The organism is Neisseria sp. (genome assembly GCF_041804105.1).
Taxonomy (GTDB): domain Bacteria; phylum Pseudomonadota; class Gammaproteobacteria; order Burkholderiales; family Neisseriaceae; genus Neisseria.
In genome coordinates this window covers 53198-73944 of record NZ_JBHCJY010000058.1, presented here as the reverse complement: position 1 = coordinate 73944, position 20747 = coordinate 53198, and the positions used below count along the sequence as shown (strand labels likewise).

Sequence of the window (20747 nt, the reverse complement as noted above, 5' to 3'; positions counted from 1 at the left end):
GCTTCCACCTTATAGCCCCGATCTGAATCAGATAGAGAAAAAGTGGGCTTGGATTAAAGGTGTTAGGAATCGGCTGCGAATTACGGATGTGGATTGGCTGTTTCAGGTGTGTATCGATAAATAAGTTTATTTGCTATAGTTGTTGCGGGCAAGGGTAACGCGGTTTTCCGTGCCTTCGAGTTGCGCCTGCAAATCGCGGAAGGTTTGGTCGGCTTTAAGTTGCGGGTAGTTTTCCGACACCACCAGCAGGCGCGACAGCGCGCTGCTCAATTCGCCCTGTGCTTGGGCAAACTGTTTGAGTTTTTCGGGATTCGCCGCGTCTTCCGCGCTCATTTGGATGCTGCCGACCTTGCTGCGGGCGGCGGTTACTTCGGTGAGCACTTTTTCTTCGTGTTTGGCATAGCCTTTGACGGTGTTGACCAGATTCGGAATCAAATCGGCGCGGCGCTGGTATTGGTTGAGCACTTCCGACCAAGCGGCGTTGGCCGCTTCGTCCTGCGTCTGCATGGTGTTGTAGCCGCAGCCGCTCAGGGCAAACAGCGATGAGAATACGGCCATGACGGCCAGCCATTTTTTAAACATAAAAACGTCTCCTGACATTGAAAATAACGGAAAGCTGCCGCGATGATACCGCAATGCGGAAAAACGGCAGGCCGTCTGAAAACGTTTCAGACGGCCTGTTTGGGGTGGACGGGGGAAATAATCAGTCGTTGTCGCAACGGTTGTCGGTGTCGATATCGACCACGCGGCCGGTGCGGATGGAAACGTCTACATCGTATTCGGTGCAGCCTTTGCGGATTTCGATTTCGTAGCGGCCTTCGCTGCGGCCGATGTCGGTAACGCGTCCGCCGCCGACGCGGGCTTTGGCGATACTGACGGCTTTGGCTTTGGAAATGCCGCGCGGCTGTTTGGGTGCGGCGCTTGCGGTAAAGCTGACGGATGCCAGCGAAGCGGAAAGCAGAAGGGCGGTTAAAGCGTGCAGTTTCATGTTTAAATGTCCTTGTCTCAGAATGACGGAAAGTGGAACACAATATGCGGTTTGGCCGGGGTAACTTCAACGGATTCCGTTGCCGATGATTCAGTAAACGGTATAACGGTATGTTTTAACGGTGTATTTTGTACAGGCCGTCTGAAAAATTCAGACGGCCTGCAAACGATAGATGGAAGAATCTGTATCCTGAATAAGATATACGGGGATACAATAATGCCGTTCACCAAAAAGGGAAACCCGACCATGAATGAAAACACCGTATTCGTTACCGGCGGCGCAGGCTTTATCGGCTCCGCGCTCGTCCGCCACCTGATTCGGGATACCGATGTCAGCGTCGTCAACATCGACAAACTCACCTACGCGGGCAACCTGCAATCGCTCGAAAGCGTGTCGGGCAACCCTCGCTACACCTTCTCCCATACCGACATCTGCGACCGCGCCGCGCTTGATGCGCTGTTTGCCCAACACCGTCCGCGCGGCATCCTGCATCTGGCCGCAGAAAGCCATGTCGACCGCAGCATCACCGGCCCCGCCGCCTTTATCGAAACCAACATCGTCGGCACCTATACTTTGCTCGAAGCCGCGCGCCAATATTGGAACACGCTCTCCGGGCAAGACAAACCGCAGTTCCGCTTCCACCATATCTCCACTGACGAAGTGTTCGGCGACCTGCACGGCACCGACGATTTGTTTACCGAAACCACCCCCTACGCGCCCAGCAGCCCCTATTCGGCCAGCAAAGCCTCCAGCGACCACCTCGTGCGCGCCTGGCAGCGCACCTACGGCCTGCCCGCGGTGCTCACCAACTGCTCCAACAACTACGGCCCCTATCATTTTCCCGAAAAACTGATTCCGCTGATGATACTGAACTGCCTGTCCGGCAAGCCGCTGCCCGTTTACGGCGAAGGCAGCCAAGTGCGCGACTGGCTTTATGTGGAAGACCACGCCCGCGCCTTGTGGACGGTGTTCGAGCGCGCCGAAAACGGCGAAAGCTACAACATCGGCGGCCACAACGAACGGCGCAATATTGATGTCGTGCGCACAATCTGCGCCATTCTCGACGAAATCAGGCCGTCTGAAACCCTGAAATCCTACGCCGAACTCATTACCCACGTTACCGACCGTCCCGGTCACGACCTGCGCTACGCCATCGACGCAGCCAAAATCGGACGCGATTTGGGCTGGAAACCGCAGGAAACCTTTGAAAGCGGCATCCGAAAAACCGTTGAATGGTATTTGGAAAACGAAAACTGGTGGCGCGCCGTGCTCGATGGCAGTTATCAGGGCGAACGGTCGGGCTTGGGGCAGGCCGACTGAAAACGCTGTTAAGCGCTGTTTCAGCGGTAAGAAAAGCGTATCCGGCGGGTGCGCTTTTTTCGTGACAACCGCCTGTGGATTGTCGGCACAGCATATTTCTTTTGTCGTGCCGTTGTCCGGATTTTCAGACGGCCTGCCGCGGTCGCCGGGGCAGGCCATTTGAAAATGTGCGTATTTCGACAGTTTGCGTAGGTACGGTTAGCATCCCAAGACGCGTAACCGTACGCAGGCAGCCGGCCGGGGCAGGCCGTCTGAAAAAAGCGTGTACGCGGATGGTGTTTCGTACGGTTACGGCGTGCCGCCTAACCGTACCTACGTTTGTACTGTCCGCAGGGAGACAGTTTGCGTAGGTACGGTTAGCGTCCCAAGACGCGTAACCGTACGCAAGCAGGCAACCGACCGGGGCAGGCCGTCTGAAAATGTGTGTGCGCGGATGGTGTTCCGTACGGTTACGGCGTGCCGCCTGACCGTACCTGCGTTTGTACTGTCCGCTGGGAAACAATTTGCGTAGGTACGGTTAGCGTCCCAAGACGCGTAACCGTATGCAGGCAGGCAGCCGACCGGAGCAGGCCGTCTGAAAATCCTTTTTCCGCTTTCTTTTGTTAAAATAAAGCCTTTACATACTCTTTCGACAGGAAAACATCATGCAGGTAACATCAAAATGGTTGGACGGAATGTGTTTCGTCGGCACGACACCGACGGGACACAGCGTGGTAATGGAAGGCGCGGCGGCGGAAGGTGCGGCCAAACGCGGCCCGAGTCCGATGGAAATGCTGCTGCTCGGCGTGGCGGGATGTTCGAGTATCGATGTGGTGATGATTGCCGAAAAGCAGCGGCAGGACGTGGCGGACTGCCAAGCCACGGTAACGGCCAAACGTGCCGACGACACGCCGCGCGTCTTTACCGAAATCCACATCCATTTCAAGGTGTTCGGGCGCGGCCTGAAGGAAAGCGCCATCGAAAAAGCCGTGCAGCTGTCGGCGGAGAAATACTGTTCGGCATCGATTATGCTGGGCAAGGCGGCGAAGGTAACGCACAGTTTCGAAGTGGTGGAAGTGTAGTTTCCGGCACGCGGAAACTGCGCCTGCGGGCGGCGTTGCAGGCCGTCTGAAAATTGGCAGTGCGCCCGTGCAATGGTTTATAATCCGACGCTTTACCGATACCCGCCCACATCCGCGCCGAGCAGGCAGGAGACCGACATATGCCCGATAAATACAAACTGTCCGCGCCCGCCAGCTCTTCGCTGATTCCCGAAGAGCGGCACGATGCCGAGCTCTCCCGCGTGTATGCGGAAATCCTCGACAAAATCACCGACCACGAGCTGCTGCCCGGCAAAAAGCTGACCGAATCGGAGCTGTGCCGCCAGCTTGCCTGTTCGCGCAATACCGTGCGCAACGCGCTGTCGCTGCTGGCGCACGACAAAATCGTCGATTTGCAGCCCAACCGCGGCGCATTCGTGCATATGCCCGATCTGAAGGAAATCCGCGACGTGTACAACACCCGCATCGAGCTGGACTGCATGGTTACCGACATGCTGCTGGCCATGCCGGACATCGCGGAACGGCTGCAACCGCTGTATGCGCTGATTGATTTGGAAGAAAAAGCCACCGAAAGCGGTGACCGCGTCAGCTGGAACCGTTTGGCCAATGCCTTTCATGTGGAACTCGTGCGCGTGTTGGGCAACGACGTGCTGCTCGAAATCGTGAACACCCTGTGCGCCCGTTCCGCCCTGATTGTGGCCGTGGTCGATCACAAAAATCCCGACAAACGTTCCAACTCGCATTCGGAACACCGCGAAATCCTCGACCTGCTTTCTGCGGGCAAGCGCACCCGTCTGCAAAACCTGATGCGCCGCCATCTGGCCGGCTGTTTGGGGCGTTTGGAGCGCAAGATTTTCGAGGAGCAGATTTCGGGGTAGGGCGGTTGTGCTTTGCCGGAACTGGCAACCCGACAGGCCGTCTGAACATGTTTTCAGACGGCCTTTGCCTTTGCCGGCGCGATTGGTGGGGCTATGTTGTTGCTGTATAATTACGCGCTCGAAAACCAAGAATACCGAACAGGAACCCAACCATGACCGAAACCTTTGAACGCGACAGCATGCAGTACGATGTCGTGATTGTCGGCGCAGGGCCGGCCGGCCTTGCGGCAGCGGTGAAGCTCAAACAGCTTGCAGCCGACGCATCGCGCGAAATCAGCGTCTGCGTGGTGGAAAAAGGTTCGGAAGTGGGGGCGCACATCCTGTCGGGCGCGGTCATCGATCCTGTGTCGCTGGGCGAACTTTTTCCCGACTGGAAAGAGCGCGGTGCGCCGCTGTCGCGCAGCGTCACCGACGACAGCGTGCTGTTCCTGACCGAAAAAAAATCCTTCAAACTGCCGGTTACGCCCAATTTCCAAAACCACGGCAACTATATCATCAGCTTGGGTGCGCTCTGCCGCTGGCTGGCGGAGCAGGCAGAGGAACTGGGTGTGGAAATCTACCCGGGGTTTGCCGCCGCGGAAATCCTTTATCACGAAGACGGCTCGGTAAAAGGCATCGCCACGGGCAATATGGGCGTGGACAAAGACGGCACTCCGACGGAAAATTTCCAGCCGGGCATGGAGCTGCATGCGCAGCAGACCGTGTTTGCGGAAGGCTGCCGCGGTTCGCTTTCCCAAGAAATCATCCGTAAGTTCCGGCTCGATAAAGACAGTCAGCCGCAAACTTACGGCATCGGTATCAAGGAAATCTGGGAAGTGCCGTCTGAAAAATGCAAACCCGGACTGGCGGTGCATACCGCCGGCTGGCCGCTCGACAGCGGAACCTACGGCGGCAGTTTTATCTATCATTTGGACGACAATAAAATCGCCGTCGGCATGGTGGTGGGCTTGGACTACCGTAATCCTTATCTGTCGCCGTTTGAAGAATTCCAGCGTTTTAAAACCCATCCCGATATCCGCAAAACCTTTGAAGGCGGCCGCCGCATCGCTTACGGCGCGCGCGCGCTGGTGGAAGGCGGTTTGCAGAGCCTGCCCGAATTGGCGTTTAAGGGCGGCGTATTGGTGGGCGATGCGGCGGGCTTTTTGAACGTGCCGCGCATCAAAGGCATCCACACCGCCATCAAATCGGGCATGCTGGCCGCCGAAGCCGTGCTGCCGCTGCTCGACCATGCGGAAGCCGACGGAGCGGTTGAAAAAAACAGCGGCGAAAAAGCCGTGATGTACCCAACCCTGTTCGAACACAGTTGGCTACACGACGAGCTTTACCGCGCGCGCAATTTCCGTCCCGCGTTCAAATGGGGTGCGTATCCCGCGATGGCCTATATCGGTTTCGACCAGCTTGTTTTGAAAGGCCGCGCACCGTGGACGCTGAAACACCACGGCAGCGACTGGCAGTCGCTGGCAAAGGCTTCCGCCGCCCGCAAAATCGATTATCCGAAACCCGACGGCAAGTTGACGTTCGACCGCTTGAGCAGCGTGTTTCTCGCCAATATCAGCCACGAAGAAAACCAGCCTTCCCATTTGGTGCTGAATAATCCGCAGCTTGTGGCGGACGTGAATTTCGCCGAATACGATGCGCCCGAAACCCGATACTGCCCTGCGGGCGTGTACGAAAAAGTCGAAACCGACGGCAAGCCGCGCCTGCAAATCAACGCCGCCAACTGTCTGCACTGCAAAACCTGCGACATCAAAGACCCTGCGCAGAACATCGTATGGATTTGTCCCGAGGGCGGAAGCGGGCCGAATTACGGTGCGATGTAGGGACTGCGTGGGGATGCGGCTGTGGTTTTCGGCGGCTTATTTCGATTCCCGCAAGCGCAAAGCGTATTAAGGCCGTCTGAAAATAACCGCATTCATTTAGGATGCCGGCAGAGCGTCGGCAAAAGATATGGGGACACCGCACAAGCAATCAGGCCGTCTGAAAAGTTTTCAGACGGCCTGATTTTTAATTGTTATGGTATAACATTTTGAATTTTCATAAGAAATTTGACTTTTGGGATATTTACTTTATAAACTGCAAGTCATTCCCAACAAGTCTGAAAGGTAGAAAATGAAAGCCATGGTTTATTACGGTGAAGGCGACATCCGTTTTGAAGAAAAGCCGAAGCCCCAGATTACCGAACCCACCGATGCCGTCGTACGCATTGTGAAAACCACTATTTGCGGTACCGATTTGGGCATTTGGAAAGGCAAAAACCCCGAAATCACCCCGGGCCGCATTCTCGGTCATGAAGGCATCGGCATCGTCGAAGAAGTCGGCAGCGCGGTGAAAAACATCAAAGTCGGCGACAAAGTCATCATCTCCTGCGTGAGCAAATGCTGTACCTGCGACAACTGCAAAGTCCAGCTTTATTCGCACTGCCGCAACGGCGGTTGGATTCTCGGCTACATGATCGACGGCACGCAGGCCGAATTCGTGCGTACACCGTATGCCGACAACAGCCTGATTCCCCTGCCCGACAATGTCAACGAAGAAGTCGCGCTGCTGCTCTCCGACGCGCTGCCCACCGCCCACGAAATCGGCGTGCAGTATGGCGACGTGAAACCGGGCGACATCGTGTTTATCGCAGGCGCAGGCCCCGTCGGCATGTCCGCCCTGCTGACTGCCCAGCTTTACAGCCCGAGCGTGCTGATTGTGTGCGATATGGACGAAAACCGCCTGAAACTGGCCAAAGAACTCGGTGCCACCCATGTCATCAACCCCGCTTCGGGCGACGTGTCCAAACAGGTGTTCGACATTGTCGGCGAAGACGGTGTGGATGTAGCCATCGAGGCCGTCGGCCTGCCCGCCACTTGGGACATGTGCCAAGAAATTGCGAAACCGGGCGGCAATATCGCCGTGGTCGGCGTTCACGGAAAACCCGTTGATTTCAAACTGGAAAAACTGTGGATTAAAAACCTGAAAATCACCACCGGCCTGGTGAACGCGAACACCACCGAAATGCTGATGAAGGCCATTTCCACCAGCAGCGTGGATTACACCAAAATGCTGACCCACCGTTTCAAATTCAGCGAACTGGAACAGGCTTACGATGTGTTCAAACACGCATCGGAAAACCAAGCGATGAAAGTGGTGCTGACTGCGGAATAAACCGTTTTACGGTTTTGATATGAACACAGGCCGTCTGAACATTTTCAGACGGCCTGTCGTTTAAAATACGGGAACATTTGAACTGTAAATTATGAAAAAGATTTTTTTCAAGCTAATCATCGAAGACGGTTATCCCCCTGCAAGCGAAGAAAGCATATGGGGCATTGAATTGGCGGATAATCTATTTAAAATCGACAACATACCTTTTTATACCGACGATGTTTCTTATGAAGATACCGTGTCTGTGAAAGAAGAAAACGGACATTTATATTATAAAAAAACGGTTCAATCTTCCGGCAACAGCACCATAAGAATCATCTTTTTTGATGAAGAAAAAGTGGATGAATGCCTTGCCCGGTTGGAACAAATAGGCTGTGAATATGAAAGATTTTCTTCGGTCTTCATCGCCATCAATATTCCGATTACATTGAATATAGAAACTGTTTTAACTTATTTGCAATATTTAAGTGCCCAAGAAACAGCCGATTACGAATACGGTAAAATTGCACAATACGCATATTGAATTACACCTGCGAAACCAAACAGGCCGTCTGAAAACCGATTTTCAGACGGCCTGTGTTTTGCAAAATGCGGAAAAGGTGAAACCTTTTTGTAAAATCCTTTCCATGCGGTTAAACACAATGCTGTAACCGTGTACAGAAGCCACCAATAACACGGCTTCGGAATCGGTTTAAGGAACGTTATGCCCCAGCGATGCAGCGTACACGCTTATCCATTCTTCGGCGCTAAACCGGATGTTTACGGCATCAACTGCGTTGCGGATGCGTTCCGGATTGCCCGAGCCTGCAATGGCAGCCATGCCGGACGGATGGTTCAGCAGCCATGCGTAGGCAAGTGTGTCGGGGCGTTGTTCGTTGTGGGCTTCGCCCGCTTTGAGCAGGGCGTTTAAGACGCGGCGGCTTTGCGGATTCGCGGCATCAAACAACGCGCCGCCCGCCAACGGCGACCATGCGGTCGGGCGGATGCGTTTTTCCATCAGGAAATCGAGGCTGCCGTCTTCAAACGGTTGCAGGTGCAGCGGCGATATTTCGATTTGGTTGGTAACGAGCGGTTGGGCGAGATACGACTGCAACATGGACAATTTCGCCGGCATATAGTTGGAAACGCCGAAAAAGCGGACGATGCCGCGGCTGTGCAGGTTGTCGAACGCGGCGGCGATTTCGGCGGGGTCGGCAAACGGCGACGGGCGGTGCAGCAGCAGGATGTCGAGATGGCCGCAGCAGAGTTCGCGCACGGAACGTTCCGCCGACCAGATAATGTGTTCCGCGCTGTTGTCGTAAAACTTGCTTTTCATGTCGGGCAGCACGTCGTTGGGGAACGAGATGCCGCATTTGCTGACGATGGTCATTTTGTCGCGCAGGCTTTTGTCGGCGGCCAGTGCGCGGCCGAACGCGCCTTCGTTGGTAAAGCCGCCGTAGCAGGCGGCGTGGTCGAAAGTGTCGATACCGGTATCGAGTACGGCGTGTATCAGGTCAAGACAGCCGCGCGTGTCGAGATTCCATTCGTGCATCCGCCACCAGCCGTGCATGATGCGGCTGACGGAAAGGTTTTCGTGAAGTTGCAGATGCTGCATGATCCGTCCTTTTTGTATTTCAGACGGCCTTAATCATAGGCCGTCTGAACCTTACTGTATTTCCCTGAATACCACCGTTTTGCCTTTGCGAACAAGTGTGGCGAAGCCGTCCTGAACCGTCCAGCGGGTGGTGGCGTTAGCGTATTCCGCCGATTTGGTCAGCGAATGTTGCTGGGTCAGCATTTCTTCGGTGTTGCCCTGTTTCAGAACGACGGCCATGGGGCTGTTGTTGTTGAGGTAAACGGCGGTTATCTTGCGGCGGCCTGCCGCTTCGTAGTTAACCGAATAATTGGGCGTTTCGGCCACTTGGGGAACGGGCGCGTCGGGGCGGACAGCTTTGTAGGAACCGCAGGCGGTCAAAAACAGGGTAAGGGCAAACAATACGGGAAATTTGGGCATGGGAATCAGGAAGTGGGATTGGAAAAACAGAAAGCCTGTTGATACAGCAGGCCGGCGGTTTTGGGTTTGTAGGGTATGAAGGCCGTGAGGCACAGGCCGGGCAGAAGGTCGGGCGGATGATGCAGCCGGGTTTCAGCCGTTTCCGCCCGCAGCGGTTTCAATGGTGGCCTTTGGCTTCGCCTTCGAGTTTGTAAACCGTGCCGCAGTAGGGGCATTCGATGCTGCTGTGGGATTCTACGGGCAGGAATACGCGCGGGTGGCCGTTCCAGCCGAGTGTGTCTTTGGGGCCGGAGCAGTGCAGCGGCAGGTCGTGCGGGGTGATGTTTACTGTAGCGGGGTTTTGTGTTTCGTACATGGCGGTTCTCCTTTGCGGGGCGGAACGGTTTTCAGACGGCCTTTATTATAACTGTCTTTGCGCCGCAGCGGGTGTTCGGGTCATGCGGGCGGAAAGCGGTTTTCAGACGGCCTGAAGAGCCGTGGCCCGCAATTGGCGTAAGGCCGTCTGAAAACGCCTGCGCGTATCCGAAACGGTGCAAATGGTTTAAACTGTGCGGAATTTTTGAATGACTTTTTATGGGAGCTTCGGATGAGGGTTATCGGCATTATCGTTAAAGCCGTTGTTCTGGTTGTATTTTTACTGCTGGCCATCAGCAATACGGCCCGGGTGGACTTTTTCTACCTGCCGGGTCAGGGGATGCAGCTGCCGTTGATTGTGGTGCTGTTCGGCGCGTTTATCCTCGGCATTCTGTTCGGAATGTTTGCGCTGTTCGGCCGCCTACTGTCGCTGAGAAGCGAAAACAACCGCCTGCGCAGCGAAGTGAAGAAAAACCCCCGTATCACGGCGGAACCCGTACCTGCCGCTATTCCTGCCAAACCGCCCGTTCAGACGGCCTTGCAGCCTGCCGACAAACCGGAAGGCAAGGAGTAGGGCGCATATGGAAAACGAAATCCTGTTCCTGCTGCCGCTTGTGCTGCTGCCGGTGTTTTTTGCAATGGGCTGGTTTGCGGCGCGGGTGGACATGAAAACCGTGTTGAAGCAGGCGAAAACCGTGCCTGCGGGCTTTTACAAAAGTTTGGATGCTTTGGTTGACCGCAACAGCGGCAAGGCGGCGCGCGAATTGGCCGATGTTATCGACCAGCAGCCGCAGTCTTACGATTTGAACCTGACGCTCGGCAAACTTTACCGCCAGCGCGGCGAAAACGACAAAGCCATCAATATGCACCGCGCACTGCTCGATTCGCCCGATACCGTCGGCGAAAAACGCGACCGTGTGTTGTTTGAGCTGGGCGAAAACTATCAGAGTGCGGGTTTGGTCGACCGTGCCGAACAGATTTTTCTCGGCCTGCAACAAGGCGATATGGCGAGGGATGCCCGCCAGCACTTGCTGAGCATCTACCAGCAGGACAGGGATTGGAAAAAAGCCATCGAAACCGCACAGATTTTAAGTGCGGACAAACAGACTTATCAGTTTGAAATCGCACAGTTTTACTGCGAATTGGCCCAAGCAGCCCTGTTCCAGTCCGATTACGATGCCGCGCGCGGTTTTGTCGGTAGGGCGCTCGAAGCAAACAAAAAATGTGCCCGCGCCAATATGGTTTTGGGCGACATCGAATCCAAGCAAGGGCGTTTTGTCGAGGCCATCGAAGCCTATGGCGCAATCGAGCAGCAAAACCACGCTTATTTGAGCATGGTCGGCGAGAAACTTTACGATGCCTACGACGCGCTCGGCAAGCCGCAAGAAGGTCTCAGCCGTTTGACGGGTTATATGAAGACGTTCCCCGAACTCGACCTGATGAACGTGGTGTATGAAAAATCGCTGCTGCTCAACGGAGAGGCCGAAGCCGCCCGCTTGGCCGTCGAACTCGTGCGCGGCCGTCCCGATTTGAAAGGCGTGTACCGCCTGCTCGGCTTGAAGCTCAGCGACATGAATCCTGCATGGAAGGCCGATGCCGATATGATGCGCGCCGTAGTCGGGCGGCAGTTGCAGAAAAGCGTGATGTATCGTTGCCGCAACTGTCATTTCAAATCGCAGGTGTTTTTTTGGCACTGTCCCGCCTGCAACAAGTGGGAAACGTTTACACCGAACAGAATTGAAGTATAATATGCAGACGGCTTATAATGGCCGTCTGAAATTTTATTGGCAAAACAGTTTCAGACGGCAATAATCAAAACCGGAAAAACGGTTTTCCGCCGTAAAACAAATAAAAAACAAAAAACTATTTACACATTACAGGAACAGACATGGGAATCAACTCGGCTTACTATGCCTTCCCCCAACCTCAAATAGAAGAATTCAAACACCACCGCGAAGCCATGTTGGCGTTTCTCGAAGGGGAAACCGAAGCCAATCCAGTTGCCGAGTGCAAACTCGGCGTGATGTGGGATGCCTTGCACTTCGTACTGACCGGTAAAGGCACCGGCCATGCAGATCCTGCGACTACCGAACGTTTTCTGATGCAGGCGGTTGTCGGCTGTAAAGACATGAGCCAGCGGCGGAAAATCGTCAGTTATGCCGATGCGGAACAGGTCAGGAAAATCAGCGATACCATGGCAGGCATCAGCCTTGAGCTGCGCGGTTACAGTTTCAGCGGCCGTTTGGCGGAGCTTATCGGTATCGGTAAAACCGATACGCCTGTCCAGCGGATAAACAGCCATACACTGTTCAGACAGCTTTCTACGGCCAATATCTACCCGCCCGTATGGAACAGCGAAAGCGGCGAACTGGAATTCTGGCGCGGAAAAATCGTTAAAGCATTCGGCCAGTTACAGGAGTTCTATAAAAAAGCCGCTGAGCAAAATTGCGGTGTGGTGGTTTACATCGGCTAAGCTGATAAATGATTCAGGCCGTCTGAAAAACTTTTCAGACGGCCTTAATGTTTTTCGGTCGGTTTCGTTATCGAAATTTGTTTTATCTGTGTGCAAGCCAAAGCCTGCCATATCTTTTATTGAGCAGTAAACCGATGTGAATGAGTTGAGGGTAACAGCGGACTTCCTCCTGCTCGGAATGAGATTATTCATGTTAACGCTCAAATCCATACGGTGCGAAAAGAGCTGTTAAATCATACATTTTCGGTAATGTGTTTAACTGGTTGAATATTTCAGACGGCCTGAAGTTGTTTAGGGTTTCAGGCCGTCTGAAAGTTGAGTGAAACAAAAGGCAGCTTGTCCAAGCTGCCTTTTCTGTGATGAAGTATGGCACATTCCGAAATATCAGGTTTTACCGCCGTTGTCGGAAGCGTTGCCGTCTGAAGAAACCGTGGGGGGAGCGGCGGGATTTTCGGTTGTTGCGGTTTGAGCAGGCTGTGCAGCAGGCTCGGGCGGTAGCTGTTCAGGTTGCTGTATTACCGTATCGACCGTAGCTTCAGTATTGCCGTCGCGTACATTGTGGCTGTAGTCTTTCGGCGGGCTGGGCTGTTTGCCTTCCATGATTTCCAACACTTGATCGCGGTCGATGGTTTCCCACTCCATAAGGGCACGGGTCATGATTTCCATTTTTTCGCGGTTTTCATCGAGTATCTTGTAGGCGATTGCATACTGTTCATCGAGAATACGGCGGATTTCGGCATCCACATCCTGTTGGGTTTTTTCGGAAATATGCTGCGAACGGGTTACGCTGCGGCCGAGGAATACTTCGCCTTCGTTTTCTGCATAAACCATCACCCCCATTTTGTCGCTCATGCCGAAACGGGTAACCATCTCGCGGGCGATTTGGGTGGCGCGCTCGAAGTCGTTCGATGCGCCGGTGGAAATTTTGCCGACGAAGATGTCTTCGGCAATACGGCCGCCGAACAGGATGGAAATCTGGTTCAGCATTTGGTCTTTATACATGCTGATGCGGTCGCGTTCAGGCAGTTGCCAAGTCAGGCCGAGGGCACGGCCGCGCGGCATAATGGTAACTTTATGCACGGGATCAGTGCCTTCCAAACTTTCGGCAACGATGGCGTGGCCGGATTCATGGTAGGCGGTGGCGCGTTTTTCGTCTTCGTGCATCACCATGCTGCGGCGTTCGGGACCCATGTAGATTTTGTCTTTGGCATCTTCAAAATCGCTTTGGTCAACTTTGATTTTGTTACGGCGGCCGGCAAACAGGGCGGCTTCGTTGACCAAGTTGGCCAAATCTGCGCCGGAAAAGCCGGGTGTGCCGCGTGCAAGCGCAATCAAATCAACCGATTCGTCCAGCGGTACTTTTTTGGCATGTACTTTCAGAATCTGCTCGCGGCCGCGGATGTCGGGCAGGGGCACGACGACTTGGCGGTCGAAGCGGCCGGGACGTTGCAGGGCAGGGTCGAGTACGTCCGGGCGGTTGGTGGCCGCAATGACAATCACGGTTTGATTGCTTTCAAAGCCGTCCATTTCGACGAGAAGCTGGTTGAGGGTTTGTTCGCGTTCGTCGTTGCCGCCGCCCAAGCCGGCACCGCGTTGGCGGCCTACGGCGTCGATTTCGTCGATAAAGATGATACAGGGCGCGTTTTTCTTGGCCTGTTCGAACATATCGCGTACACGGCTGGCGCCGACGCCGACGAACATTTCAACGAAATCCGAACCGGAAATGCTGAAAAACGGTACGCCGGCTTCTCCTGCAATCGCTTTGGCAAGCAGGGTTTTACCCGTGCCCGGACTGCCGGCCAGCAGGATGCCGCGCGGTACGCGGCCGCCCAAACTTTGATAACGCGAAGGGGCTTTCAGGTAATCGACGATTTCCTGAACTTCTTCTTTGGCTTCGTCGCAGCCGGCTACATCGGCGAAAGTAACTTTGTTGGTATCTTTATCCAGCAGGCGCGCACGGCTTTTGCCGAAAGAGAACGCCCCGCCTTTACCGCCGCCGCCGTTCTGCATGCGCATGAAGTAGAACCATGCGCCGATAAGCAGCAGCACGGGCAGCAGGCTGTACAGCAGGCTGCTCAGAATCCCCGGTTTTTCTTCGGGCGTAACATTGACTTTGACTTTGGCGGCCAGCAGTTTTTCAATCAATTTGTCGTCGAGCGGCGCATTGGTAAAAAATTCGCTTTTATCGGTGCGCACGCCTTCAATGAGATAACCGGTAGGCGAACCTTCAATGTTCACGCTGGAGACCTTGTTGGTCGTTACCTGTTCGATAAATTGCGAATATTCGATTTTCTGGTTGGCTTCCTTCTTTCCGCTGAAACTTTGGAAGGCTAACATTACGGCTGCAATCATAGCCAGCCAAATGACCAGGTTTTTAACGGTATTCCCCACTGAAAAGGCTCCATACAAAGGGTGAAAATGAAAACGGATTTTAAAGCAGACGCCCCGCCTTGTCAGCGTTTATTTTTTGCCAATAAATAAAGCTCACTGGAGCGATTGCGCGATGCTTCGGGTTTGCGCGTCTGCACCGACGCGAATGTTGCGCGCAGTGCGGCAAGGTATTCCTGATAGCCTGCGCCCTGAAACACTTTGACCAGAAAACTGCCGCCTGTTTTCAGACGGCCTTTGGCAAAATCGAGCGCAAGTTCGCACAAATAATAGCTGCGCGCCTGATCTGTTACCGCGTTGCCTGACATATTGGGTGCCATATCGCAAATTACAAGGTCTAGTTCCCGCTGGCCGAGCAGCGTTTCAAATGCTTCGAGCACATCGTTTTCGCGGAAGTCGCCCTGAATGAAATCCACGCCGTCGATTGCGTCCATCGGCAGGATGTCGAGCGCGAAGACGCGCCCTGTTTTCCCGACCAGTTTGGCGGCCACCTGCGACCAGCTTCCCGGTGCGCTGCCCAAATCCGCCAGTACCGTACCCGCTTTAATCAGTTTGTCTTTCTCGTTGATTTCCAACAGCTTGTATGCGGCGCGCGCACGGTAGCCGTCTTTTTGAGCCATGTGTACATAATGGTCGTTGACGTGTTCGTTGAGCCACGCTTTTGAAGATTTGGAACGTACCGACATTGCCGCCTGCCCGAATGGAAAAACCGTATTGTAACAGGTTCGCCCGTGTCCCGTCGGCGCGGGAGTTGGCGTATAATGCCGCTTTATTTGCCCTTTCGGAAAACAGCAGCCATGACCGGTACACTCTCCACCAAAGAAATTCTCGAACTCAAAGCCCGCGCCCACCATCTCAACCCCGTGGTCATGGTCGGCCAGCACGGCCTCACGGAATCGGTAATTAAGGAAACCGATGCCGCATTGACCGCACACGAACTGATCAAAGTGCGCGTGCACGGCGACGACCGGGCGGAGCGCATCGAAATCTGCAATGCTTTGTGCGAAGCGGTGGATGCGCAGCTTGTGCAGCATATCGGCAAGCTGTTGGTATTGTGGCGCAAGAATATCGAAGAATAAGTTTTTTTCGGCAACACAGGCCGTCTGAAAAGTTTTCAGACGGCCTGTGTTTTTGAATCGATTCCTTGCGAGCGGCAACTGTATTGCGAAGTTGAGGCAGGCCGTCTGAAACCGGTGGGATGTTTCCGCAGGGGACGGAATCTGTGTTTGGGTTTGTAACCGTTTGAATAACCTGTAATTTCCTATGTGTCTGCATGGATTCCCGCCTGTACGGAAATGACGGCAGGGGGCGCATGGGGAATATCATTTTGCAGAGTGGCTTGGCTTACATGAAAACGGTTGCGGTTTCTCCGGATTTCTCTCAGGCCGTCTGAATGTCTGTGTCAGGCCGTCTGAAACAAAGTTGTAGCCGAATTACGCCAAGCCCAGTTTTTTCAGCAGGGCTTTGCCGCCGGCTTCGCACAGACGGTAGGTTTCGTCGAAATCGCCGGTGTGCCACGGATCGGGAACGTGGGTGTAGCCGCTTTCGGGGATGAGATCGGTGAGTTTGAAGATTTTTTCGGGATGGCGCCCGAACAGCCGTTCGAGTTCGGCGAGATTGCTGTCGTCCATCGCGATGATGAAGTCGTAGGCATCGAAGTCGGTTTTTTTGACTTTGCTGCTGGTAAAGCCGCTGTTATCGATGCCTTGTGCGGCGAGTTTCTGCAATGTGCCGCGGTGCATGTTTTCGCCGTCGTGCCAGCCGGACGTGCCTGCGCTGTCGGATGTGATGCGGTGCGCGGTGCCTGCGGCTTCGGCCTGATGGCGGAAAACGTATTCGGCCATCGGGGAGCGGCAGATGTTGCCGAGGCAGACGAATAGGATTTTGTGGTGTTTCATGTCGCTCTTTCGGGTGGTTGGGACGGCAGTCCGGTTGGCTTGGCTGGGGGGGGCGGATTGTTCCGATTTCCGTTGTTTCCGCGCAGGCGGGAATCCATGTTTGGAATCCGGTATCTTTTGTTAAACAAGCATTTGTGAATATCACACATGCTGGATTCCGGCCTGCGTGGGAATGACGGGGTGTTGAGCATCAACGTCATGAGCGAAATACAGCTTTCGGTTTCAGACGGCCTTGAGAGGCTGTGGCGGTTTGCAGGCCGTCTGAACGGGAGCCGCCGTGGTTACGGGCGTAACGTTGCCGCGTTATTGCGTGTTGGCGGCGAACAGCGGGTTGTGTCCGTCGAGCTTCACGGCCCGGGCGTAGTCGGGCAGGGGGTCGGTGTCGGACAGGGCTTGGTGCAGCAGGTAGATATTGTCGACGCGGCACTCGGTCATCAGGTCGCAGAAATTCTGCTGAATCAACGGGATGTCGTCGCCGCTGGAAAGCTGCCATGTAAAAATCTGCGGCTCGATTTCAAAGGCGCTGTCGGCGGCGTTGAAGCCGAACAGAATCCGTCCGCCGGACTGTGCGGCGATAACGGCGCCGACGCGGTGGCTTTGCAGGCGGACGGCGCGGATGGCGTTGGCGGCGAATACGTCCATCGCCATCCGCTGGCGGGTGTGGCTGCCTGCGGTCAGCGCATTCAGGGGGGTGTCGGGGGAGAGCGGGTTGGCGAACAGGGTCAGCTGCGCGTCGCCCAGATGCTCTTGGAACACCTGCATCAGCGGCAGCCCGGCGTTTTGAAGCGGCCGGCCTAAGGCCGTCTGAATGCCGGTATCGGCATAGCCGAGCGCAAACACAACCTGCACGCTTTGGCCTTCGGGAAAAGCGAGTTGCTGCACGGCAAGGCCGTCGGCAAGATTGCGGGCGGCTTCGGCGTTTTGCTTGGCGGCGAACCATTGGCCGGCATTGATGCTGCTGAGCGTGTCGGCGTTGACGAAATGCGGCAGCCATTGTGCATCGGCGAGTGCGCTCAGGTGCGGGTGTTCCGACAGGCATTGCCGCAGGGCGGCAAGCGGGATTTCAGACGGCCTTTGCTGCGTTTGGTTGCAGCCCGCCACGAGAACGACGGGCAGGGCAAACCATTGGATTTCTTCCGTATTTTTCGCCTGCAATACGCCGTCGAGCGCGGACAGCAGTTCGCGGTAGGTCGGGGCGTCGGCGGCCATGCTCATGGCGACGGAAAGTTCGAGATAGAAATTCTGTTGCAGCATCCGCGTGATTTCGACGGCAAGCGTTTCGGACGCGAGTTTGCGTTGGGCGGCGGATTGGCTGTGCGCCAAATGGCCGGCCTGAACCAGCAGGTTGTTTTTGACCGGTTCGGCGGGAAAGGGGCGTGTGTCGGGAAGGGTGTGCGCAGACATGGGGTTGTGTCCTTGTTCGGGCAGGCCGTCTGAAAAACGGGAAAACGGTTTTTCAGACGGCCTTCGGTTTATTTGTCTACTTGGATTTTCGGTTCGTATCCGCTGGATTCGTCGCCGTAATACAGGACGCCCAGTTTGATCGGCACCCGGCCCTGTGATTTGCGGTGTTTGTTGGTGTCGCGCAACGAGTAGGCGCAGCCGCAGTATTCCTGCTGGTAGAAGTTTTCGCGTTTGCTGATTTCTATCATGCGCGCGCTGCCGCCGCCTTTGCGCCAGTTGAAATCCCAGTACACCACGTCGTCGTAGGGCGCGGCGGCGCGGTGGCCGCAGTCGTTGATCTGGTTCATGTTTTTCCAGCGGGAAATGCCCAGCGAGCTGGTATAGACGGGGAAGCCGTTTTCGTGTGCGTAGCGGGCGGCTTTTTCGAAACGCATGTCGAAACACATGGTGCAGCGGATGCCGCGTTCCGGTTCGAATTCCATGCCTTTGGCTTTGTCGAACCATTCGGCGCGGTCGCGTTCGTAATCGTCGTCTTTGTCGATGAAGGGGATGCCGAATTTGTCGGCGAAGCGCATGTTTTCTTCTTTGCGCAGCAGGTATTCTTTCAGCGGGTGGATGTTGGGGTTGTAGAAATAGATGGTGTAGTCGATGCCGCTGGCGAGCATGGCTTCCATCACTTCGCCGCTGCACGGGGCGCAGCAGGAGTGGAGCAGCACTTTTGTGTGGCCGCCGGGCGGTATGAGTACGGGGCGGTCGACGGGTGTGGTTTCGGGGTGTGTTTTGTTGTCCATATCGGGTTTCTTGTGCGGTTGGTCTTTTTTCAGACGGCCTTTCTTGTATGGCGGGCCGTCTGAAAGGGGTTAGGGGATTTTCCGGTAGTCCTGTGCTTTGGGTTCCGCTTGGGCGGAATCAGCCTGCTGCGGTTGCGAGTTGAGCAGGGCTTCGGTGTCGGCGGTTTGCGGCTTGAACGACAGTTCGCGTGTCAGGCTGCGGTATTCGGCGGAATCGTTAAGCAGCACTTTGCCTGCGTTTTTGAGGTCGTTGATGTCGGCGGGCGGCAGGTAGAAGGTGGTGGGGATGGCGGCGACGCGGTTGCGCAGGGGCGAGGGCGGCAAATCGAGCAGGTTCAGGCTGACGAAGTGCATTTTAATCGGCGTGCCGTCGTGTGCGGGATATTTCGCTTCGTTCCACTGGTCGGTCAGGATGCGGAAGCGGCGTAGGGATTCCTGTGAAAATTTGTCGATGGGGATATTGATGATGGCGCCGATTACGTCGCCCAAGCCGGGAACGGCGGCGGTTTTGTCGAGTGCACCCGATTCTTCGCGGCGGGCGTTGACGCTGACTACGACGATGCGTTTGATTTTTTCGTTGCGCAGTTTGTTCAGCAATACGTCGGGAATTTGCAGTTCGGTAACGTCGAGCAGGGCGCGCAGGCCGAGATTGTCGGTAAGGCCGCCGTCAACCAAATGGATGTAGGGACGGCCGGAACTGTTTTCGTAGTGGTAAAGACTGTCGGCAAATTCGTTGGCGGTTTGCTGTTGCAGTTTGCGGTTGTCTGGCGGCAAGGCCGTCTGAAAGAGGGGGGGCGGAGTGTAGTTGCAGCGACCGCCGTTGTTGTTGAGGGTAATGGGGGAGAACACCATCGGCACGGAACTGGATGCGGCTACTGCGCGCGAGATTTTCAGACGGCCCAGATTAAGGCACATCACGTCAAACTGTTCCTGTGTAAAGATAAAGTGTTCGCCCAAACCCATATCGGTAGCGGAGATGATGGCAAACGGGCCTTTGCGGCGTTTTTCCAAATCGGCGAAGGTGGCGTGCTTGAACAGATAGCTGTCAAACTGCTCCTGAAGCAGGTCGCCGCGCCCGAATTCGGGCGAGGCCAGGCGCGGCAGGTTGGCGGCGGAGAATATTTGTTTGGTCATCTGCCGCTGGAAGTTTTGTTTCAGAAAACGGCGTTCGAAAGCGGGAATGGCGTCTTTGCCGTGCAGCGCGAAATAGGCCGCCAAGACCGAACCGCCCGAAACGCCTGTTACGATGTCGACACTGTCGAGCAGTGTTTGTTCGCGACCGTTGATGTATACCTTCTGCCGCTTCAGTTCTTCCAAAACACCGTAGCCCAAAGCTGCCGCACGCGTGCCGCCGCCGGAAAACATCATGATTACCAGCGTGTCGTCGCCCGGATAACGTGATGTTTTGACGGTTTCGGCGCGGTAGCCCTGAGAGCGGTTGATGTCGGAAATGGTTTCCAAAGGTTGGTAGCGCACGAGCGAGCAGGCCGAGAGCAGTGCGGCGGTCAGGCTGAAAAGTATCAGGCGTTTGGCAGACATGGCGTTTCGGGCGTTTCGGATTGCGGACAGGGGCTTATTATATAAAGTAAACAGGCCGTCTGAAAACGTTTCGCTTGTTGAAACGGGTTTTCAGACGGCCTTTATGCGTCTGGCAGCCGCCACATCCATACCGCCGCGCACAGGCAGAATAATGCCGCCGCTGCCGTCGCCCACCAGTATTCGGGAAAACGCCACAGAGAAATCAGGCAGGATAAGGCCATCATGGAAAAAGCGAGATATTTGGCTTTTCTCGGTACGGCGCGGTTGTGTTCCCAGTTTTGCACCATCGGGCCGAAGTAGGGGTGTTTGCGCAGCCGGCGGTGGAAGCGCGGCGAGGCCTTGGCCCAGCATGCGGCGGCAAGTAAAACGAACGGAGTGGTCGGCAGAAAGGGGACGAAAATACCGATGATGCCGAGTCCTAACGCGCCTGCACCGATGAACCAGAATACGGAGCGGATAAGCATGGTGTGCGGTTTCCCTTGGGTTTGGGTCGGGGGATGAGGGCGGTGGAGGTGTTTTGATGTCGGCGCA

General features: G+C 55.3%; 21 protein-coding genes and 1 pseudogene. 10 read left to right on the top strand and 12 right to left on the bottom strand.

Annotated features, from left to right (window positions below):
• Nucleotides 1–129: 129 nt before the first annotated feature.
• Both ACEYDX_RS05755 and ACEYDX_RS05750 read right to left on the bottom strand, forming a co-directional pair.
• Nucleotides 130–582: pseudogene (locus ACEYDX_RS05755) on the bottom strand (LemA family protein); the annotation flags it as partial.
• Between the two features lie 121 nt (nucleotides 583–703).
• Complete coding sequence (locus ACEYDX_RS05750; protein WP_373741072.1) at nucleotides 704–988, bottom strand: PepSY domain-containing protein; 285 nt, start codon at nucleotides 986–988, stop codon at nucleotides 704–706.
• A gap of 246 nt (nucleotides 989–1234) precedes the next feature.
• Here ACEYDX_RS05750 and rfbB point away from each other — a divergent pair, with 246 nt between their 5' ends.
• The 6 genes from rfbB to ACEYDX_RS05720 all read left to right on the top strand — a co-directional run bounded on the left by rfbB (nucleotide 1235) and on the right by ACEYDX_RS05720 (nucleotide 7899).
• Entirely contained in the window at nucleotides 1235–2308 is a 1074-nt protein-coding gene (gene rfbB, locus ACEYDX_RS05745) for a dTDP-glucose 4,6-dehydratase (protein WP_373741071.1), read from the top strand.
• Nucleotides 2309–2952: 644 nt separating this feature from the next.
• Nucleotides 2953–3369 carry an OsmC family protein gene (locus ACEYDX_RS05740; RefSeq protein WP_373741070.1) on the top strand — a complete coding sequence of 139 codons (417 nt, stop codon included), beginning with the start codon at nucleotides 2953–2955 and terminating at the stop codon, nucleotides 3367–3369.
• Between the two features lie 140 nt (nucleotides 3370–3509).
• Nucleotides 3510–4226: a GntR family transcriptional regulator gene (locus ACEYDX_RS05735; RefSeq protein ID WP_373741069.1), complete on the top strand. Its 717-nt coding sequence runs from the start codon at nucleotides 3510–3512 to the stop codon at nucleotides 4224–4226.
• Between the two features lie 152 nt (nucleotides 4227–4378).
• Nucleotides 4379–6046 carry an electron transfer flavoprotein-ubiquinone oxidoreductase gene (locus ACEYDX_RS05730; RefSeq protein WP_373741068.1) on the top strand — a complete coding sequence of 556 codons (1668 nt, stop codon included), beginning with the start codon at nucleotides 4379–4381 and terminating at the stop codon, nucleotides 6044–6046.
• Between the two features lie 289 nt (nucleotides 6047–6335).
• Nucleotides 6336–7376, top strand: coding sequence for a zinc-dependent alcohol dehydrogenase family protein (locus ACEYDX_RS05725; protein ID WP_373741067.1), 1041 nt, complete (start codon nucleotides 6336–6338; stop codon nucleotides 7374–7376).
• A gap of 91 nt (nucleotides 7377–7467) precedes the next feature.
• Complete coding sequence (locus ACEYDX_RS05720; RefSeq protein ID WP_373741066.1) at nucleotides 7468–7899, top strand: DUF4265 domain-containing protein; 432 nt, start codon at nucleotides 7468–7470, stop codon at nucleotides 7897–7899.
• Between the two features lie 168 nt (nucleotides 7900–8067).
• Here the strand turns inward: ACEYDX_RS05720 and ACEYDX_RS05715 are convergent, their stop codons facing one another.
• The 3 genes from ACEYDX_RS05715 to ACEYDX_RS05705 form a co-directional block, all read right to left on the bottom strand.
• Nucleotides 8068–8970 (bottom strand): aldo/keto reductase family oxidoreductase, encoded by a 903-nt coding sequence (locus tag ACEYDX_RS05715; protein ID WP_373741065.1) that lies wholly within the window; start codon nucleotides 8968–8970, stop codon nucleotides 8068–8070.
• A gap of 51 nt (nucleotides 8971–9021) precedes the next feature.
• Entirely contained in the window at nucleotides 9022–9369 is a 348-nt protein-coding gene (locus tag ACEYDX_RS05710; RefSeq protein ID WP_373741064.1) for a hypothetical protein, read from the bottom strand.
• Between the two features lie 157 nt (nucleotides 9370–9526).
• Entirely contained in the window at nucleotides 9527–9724 is a 198-nt protein-coding gene (locus ACEYDX_RS05705) for a zinc-finger domain-containing protein (RefSeq protein ID WP_373741063.1), read from the bottom strand.
• 231 nt (nucleotides 9725–9955) lie between these two features.
• Here ACEYDX_RS05705 and ACEYDX_RS05700 point away from each other — a divergent pair, with 231 nt between their 5' ends.
• The 3 genes from ACEYDX_RS05700 (at nucleotide 9956) to ACEYDX_RS05690 (ending at nucleotide 12196) form a co-directional block, all read left to right on the top strand.
• A complete protein-coding gene (locus ACEYDX_RS05700; protein WP_373741062.1) occupies nucleotides 9956–10297 on the top strand; it encodes a lipopolysaccharide assembly LapA domain-containing protein in 342 nt (113 codons plus the stop codon).
• A gap of 7 nt (nucleotides 10298–10304) precedes the next feature.
• Nucleotides 10305–11471: a lipopolysaccharide assembly protein LapB gene (lapB, locus tag ACEYDX_RS05695; protein WP_373741061.1), complete on the top strand. Its 1167-nt coding sequence runs from the start codon at nucleotides 10305–10307 to the stop codon at nucleotides 11469–11471.
• 140 nt (nucleotides 11472–11611) lie between these two features.
• The gene (locus tag ACEYDX_RS05690; protein WP_373741060.1) at nucleotides 11612–12196 is read left to right on the top strand and encodes a DUF1877 family protein; all 585 of its coding nucleotides are present in this window, start codon (nucleotides 11612–11614) and stop codon (nucleotides 12194–12196) included.
• 384 nt (nucleotides 12197–12580) lie between these two features.
• Here ACEYDX_RS05690 and ftsH read toward each other — a convergent pair whose 3' ends face one another.
• Both ftsH and rlmE read right to left on the bottom strand, forming a co-directional pair.
• Nucleotides 12581–14587 (bottom strand): ATP-dependent zinc metalloprotease FtsH, encoded by a 2007-nt coding sequence (gene ftsH, locus ACEYDX_RS05685; protein ID WP_373741059.1) that lies wholly within the window; start codon nucleotides 14585–14587, stop codon nucleotides 12581–12583.
• 62 nt (nucleotides 14588–14649) lie between these two features.
• Nucleotides 14650–15270 (bottom strand): 23S rRNA (uridine(2552)-2'-O)-methyltransferase RlmE, encoded by a 621-nt coding sequence (gene rlmE, locus ACEYDX_RS05680; RefSeq protein ID WP_373741058.1) that lies wholly within the window; start codon nucleotides 15268–15270, stop codon nucleotides 14650–14652.
• 111 nt (nucleotides 15271–15381) lie between these two features.
• Between rlmE and yhbY the strand changes: the two genes are divergently transcribed.
• Complete coding sequence (gene yhbY, locus ACEYDX_RS05675) at nucleotides 15382–15663, top strand: ribosome assembly RNA-binding protein YhbY (RefSeq protein ID WP_373741057.1); 282 nt, start codon at nucleotides 15382–15384, stop codon at nucleotides 15661–15663.
• A 354-nt stretch (nucleotides 15664–16017) separates the two neighbouring features.
• Here yhbY and ACEYDX_RS05670 read toward each other — a convergent pair whose 3' ends face one another.
• The 5 genes from ACEYDX_RS05670 to ACEYDX_RS05650 all read right to left on the bottom strand — a co-directional run bounded on the left by ACEYDX_RS05670 (nucleotide 16018) and on the right by ACEYDX_RS05650 (nucleotide 20680).
• Complete coding sequence (locus ACEYDX_RS05670; RefSeq protein WP_373741056.1) at nucleotides 16018–16482, bottom strand: low molecular weight protein-tyrosine-phosphatase; 465 nt, start codon at nucleotides 16480–16482, stop codon at nucleotides 16018–16020.
• A 303-nt stretch (nucleotides 16483–16785) separates the two neighbouring features.
• A complete protein-coding gene (locus ACEYDX_RS05665) occupies nucleotides 16786–17886 on the bottom strand; it encodes a conjugal transfer protein (protein WP_373741055.1) in 1101 nt (366 codons plus the stop codon).
• 68 nt (nucleotides 17887–17954) lie between these two features.
• Nucleotides 17955–18677, bottom strand: a complete 723-nt coding sequence (locus ACEYDX_RS05660) for an epoxyqueuosine reductase QueH (RefSeq protein ID WP_373741054.1) — start codon at nucleotides 18675–18677, stop codon at nucleotides 17955–17957.
• Nucleotides 18678–18746: 69 nt separating this feature from the next.
• Nucleotides 18747–20216 (bottom strand): patatin-like phospholipase family protein, encoded by a 1470-nt coding sequence (locus tag ACEYDX_RS05655; protein ID WP_373741053.1) that lies wholly within the window; start codon nucleotides 20214–20216, stop codon nucleotides 18747–18749.
• Between the two features lie 101 nt (nucleotides 20217–20317).
• Nucleotides 20318–20680 (bottom strand): YbaN family protein, encoded by a 363-nt coding sequence (locus ACEYDX_RS05650; RefSeq protein ID WP_373741052.1) that lies wholly within the window; start codon nucleotides 20678–20680, stop codon nucleotides 20318–20320.
• Nucleotides 20681–20747 lie beyond the last annotated feature (67 nt).

Coding starts and splice junctions, on each gene's coding strand:
- ACEYDX_RS05750 (WP_373741072.1), bottom strand. CDS start 988: ATGAAACTGCACGCTTTAACCGCCCTTCTGCTTTCCGCTTCGCTGGCA.
- ACEYDX_RS05725 (WP_373741067.1), top strand. CDS start 6,336: ATGAAAGCCATGGTTTATTACGGTGAAGGCGACATCCGTTTTGAAGAA.
- ACEYDX_RS05650 (WP_373741052.1), bottom strand. CDS start 20,680: ATGCTTATCCGCTCCGTATTCTGGTTCATCGGTGCAGGCGCGTTAGGA.
- ACEYDX_RS05700 (WP_373741062.1), top strand. CDS start 9,956: ATGAGGGTTATCGGCATTATCGTTAAAGCCGTTGTTCTGGTTGTATTT.
- ACEYDX_RS05735 (WP_373741069.1), top strand. CDS start 3,510: ATGCCCGATAAATACAAACTGTCCGCGCCCGCCAGCTCTTCGCTGATT.
- ACEYDX_RS05670 (WP_373741056.1), bottom strand. CDS start 16,482: ATGAAACACCACAAAATCCTATTCGTCTGCCTCGGCAACATCTGCCGC.
- yhbY (WP_373741057.1), top strand. CDS start 15,382: ATGACCGGTACACTCTCCACCAAAGAAATTCTCGAACTCAAAGCCCGC.
- ACEYDX_RS05740 (WP_373741070.1), top strand. CDS start 2,953: ATGCAGGTAACATCAAAATGGTTGGACGGAATGTGTTTCGTCGGCACG.
- ACEYDX_RS05665 (WP_373741055.1), bottom strand. CDS start 17,886: ATGTCTGCGCACACCCTTCCCGACACACGCCCCTTTCCCGCCGAACCG.
- rfbB (WP_373741071.1), top strand. CDS start 1,235: ATGAATGAAAACACCGTATTCGTTACCGGCGGCGCAGGCTTTATCGGC.
- ACEYDX_RS05705 (WP_373741063.1), bottom strand. CDS start 9,724: ATGTACGAAACACAAAACCCCGCTACAGTAAACATCACCCCGCACGAC.
- ACEYDX_RS05715 (WP_373741065.1), bottom strand. CDS start 8,970: ATGCAGCATCTGCAACTTCACGAAAACCTTTCCGTCAGCCGCATCATG.
- ACEYDX_RS05720 (WP_373741066.1), top strand. CDS start 7,468: ATGAAAAAGATTTTTTTCAAGCTAATCATCGAAGACGGTTATCCCCCT.
- ACEYDX_RS05710 (WP_373741064.1), bottom strand. CDS start 9,369: ATGCCCAAATTTCCCGTATTGTTTGCCCTTACCCTGTTTTTGACCGCC.
- rlmE (WP_373741058.1), bottom strand. CDS start 15,270: ATGTCGGTACGTTCCAAATCTTCAAAAGCGTGGCTCAACGAACACGTC.
- ACEYDX_RS05655 (WP_373741053.1), bottom strand. CDS start 20,216: ATGTCTGCCAAACGCCTGATACTTTTCAGCCTGACCGCCGCACTGCTC.
- lapB (WP_373741061.1), top strand. CDS start 10,305: ATGGAAAACGAAATCCTGTTCCTGCTGCCGCTTGTGCTGCTGCCGGTG.
- ACEYDX_RS05690 (WP_373741060.1), top strand. CDS start 11,612: ATGGGAATCAACTCGGCTTACTATGCCTTCCCCCAACCTCAAATAGAA.
- ACEYDX_RS05730 (WP_373741068.1), top strand. CDS start 4,379: ATGACCGAAACCTTTGAACGCGACAGCATGCAGTACGATGTCGTGATT.
- ACEYDX_RS05660 (WP_373741054.1), bottom strand. CDS start 18,677: ATGGACAACAAAACACACCCCGAAACCACACCCGTCGACCGCCCCGTA.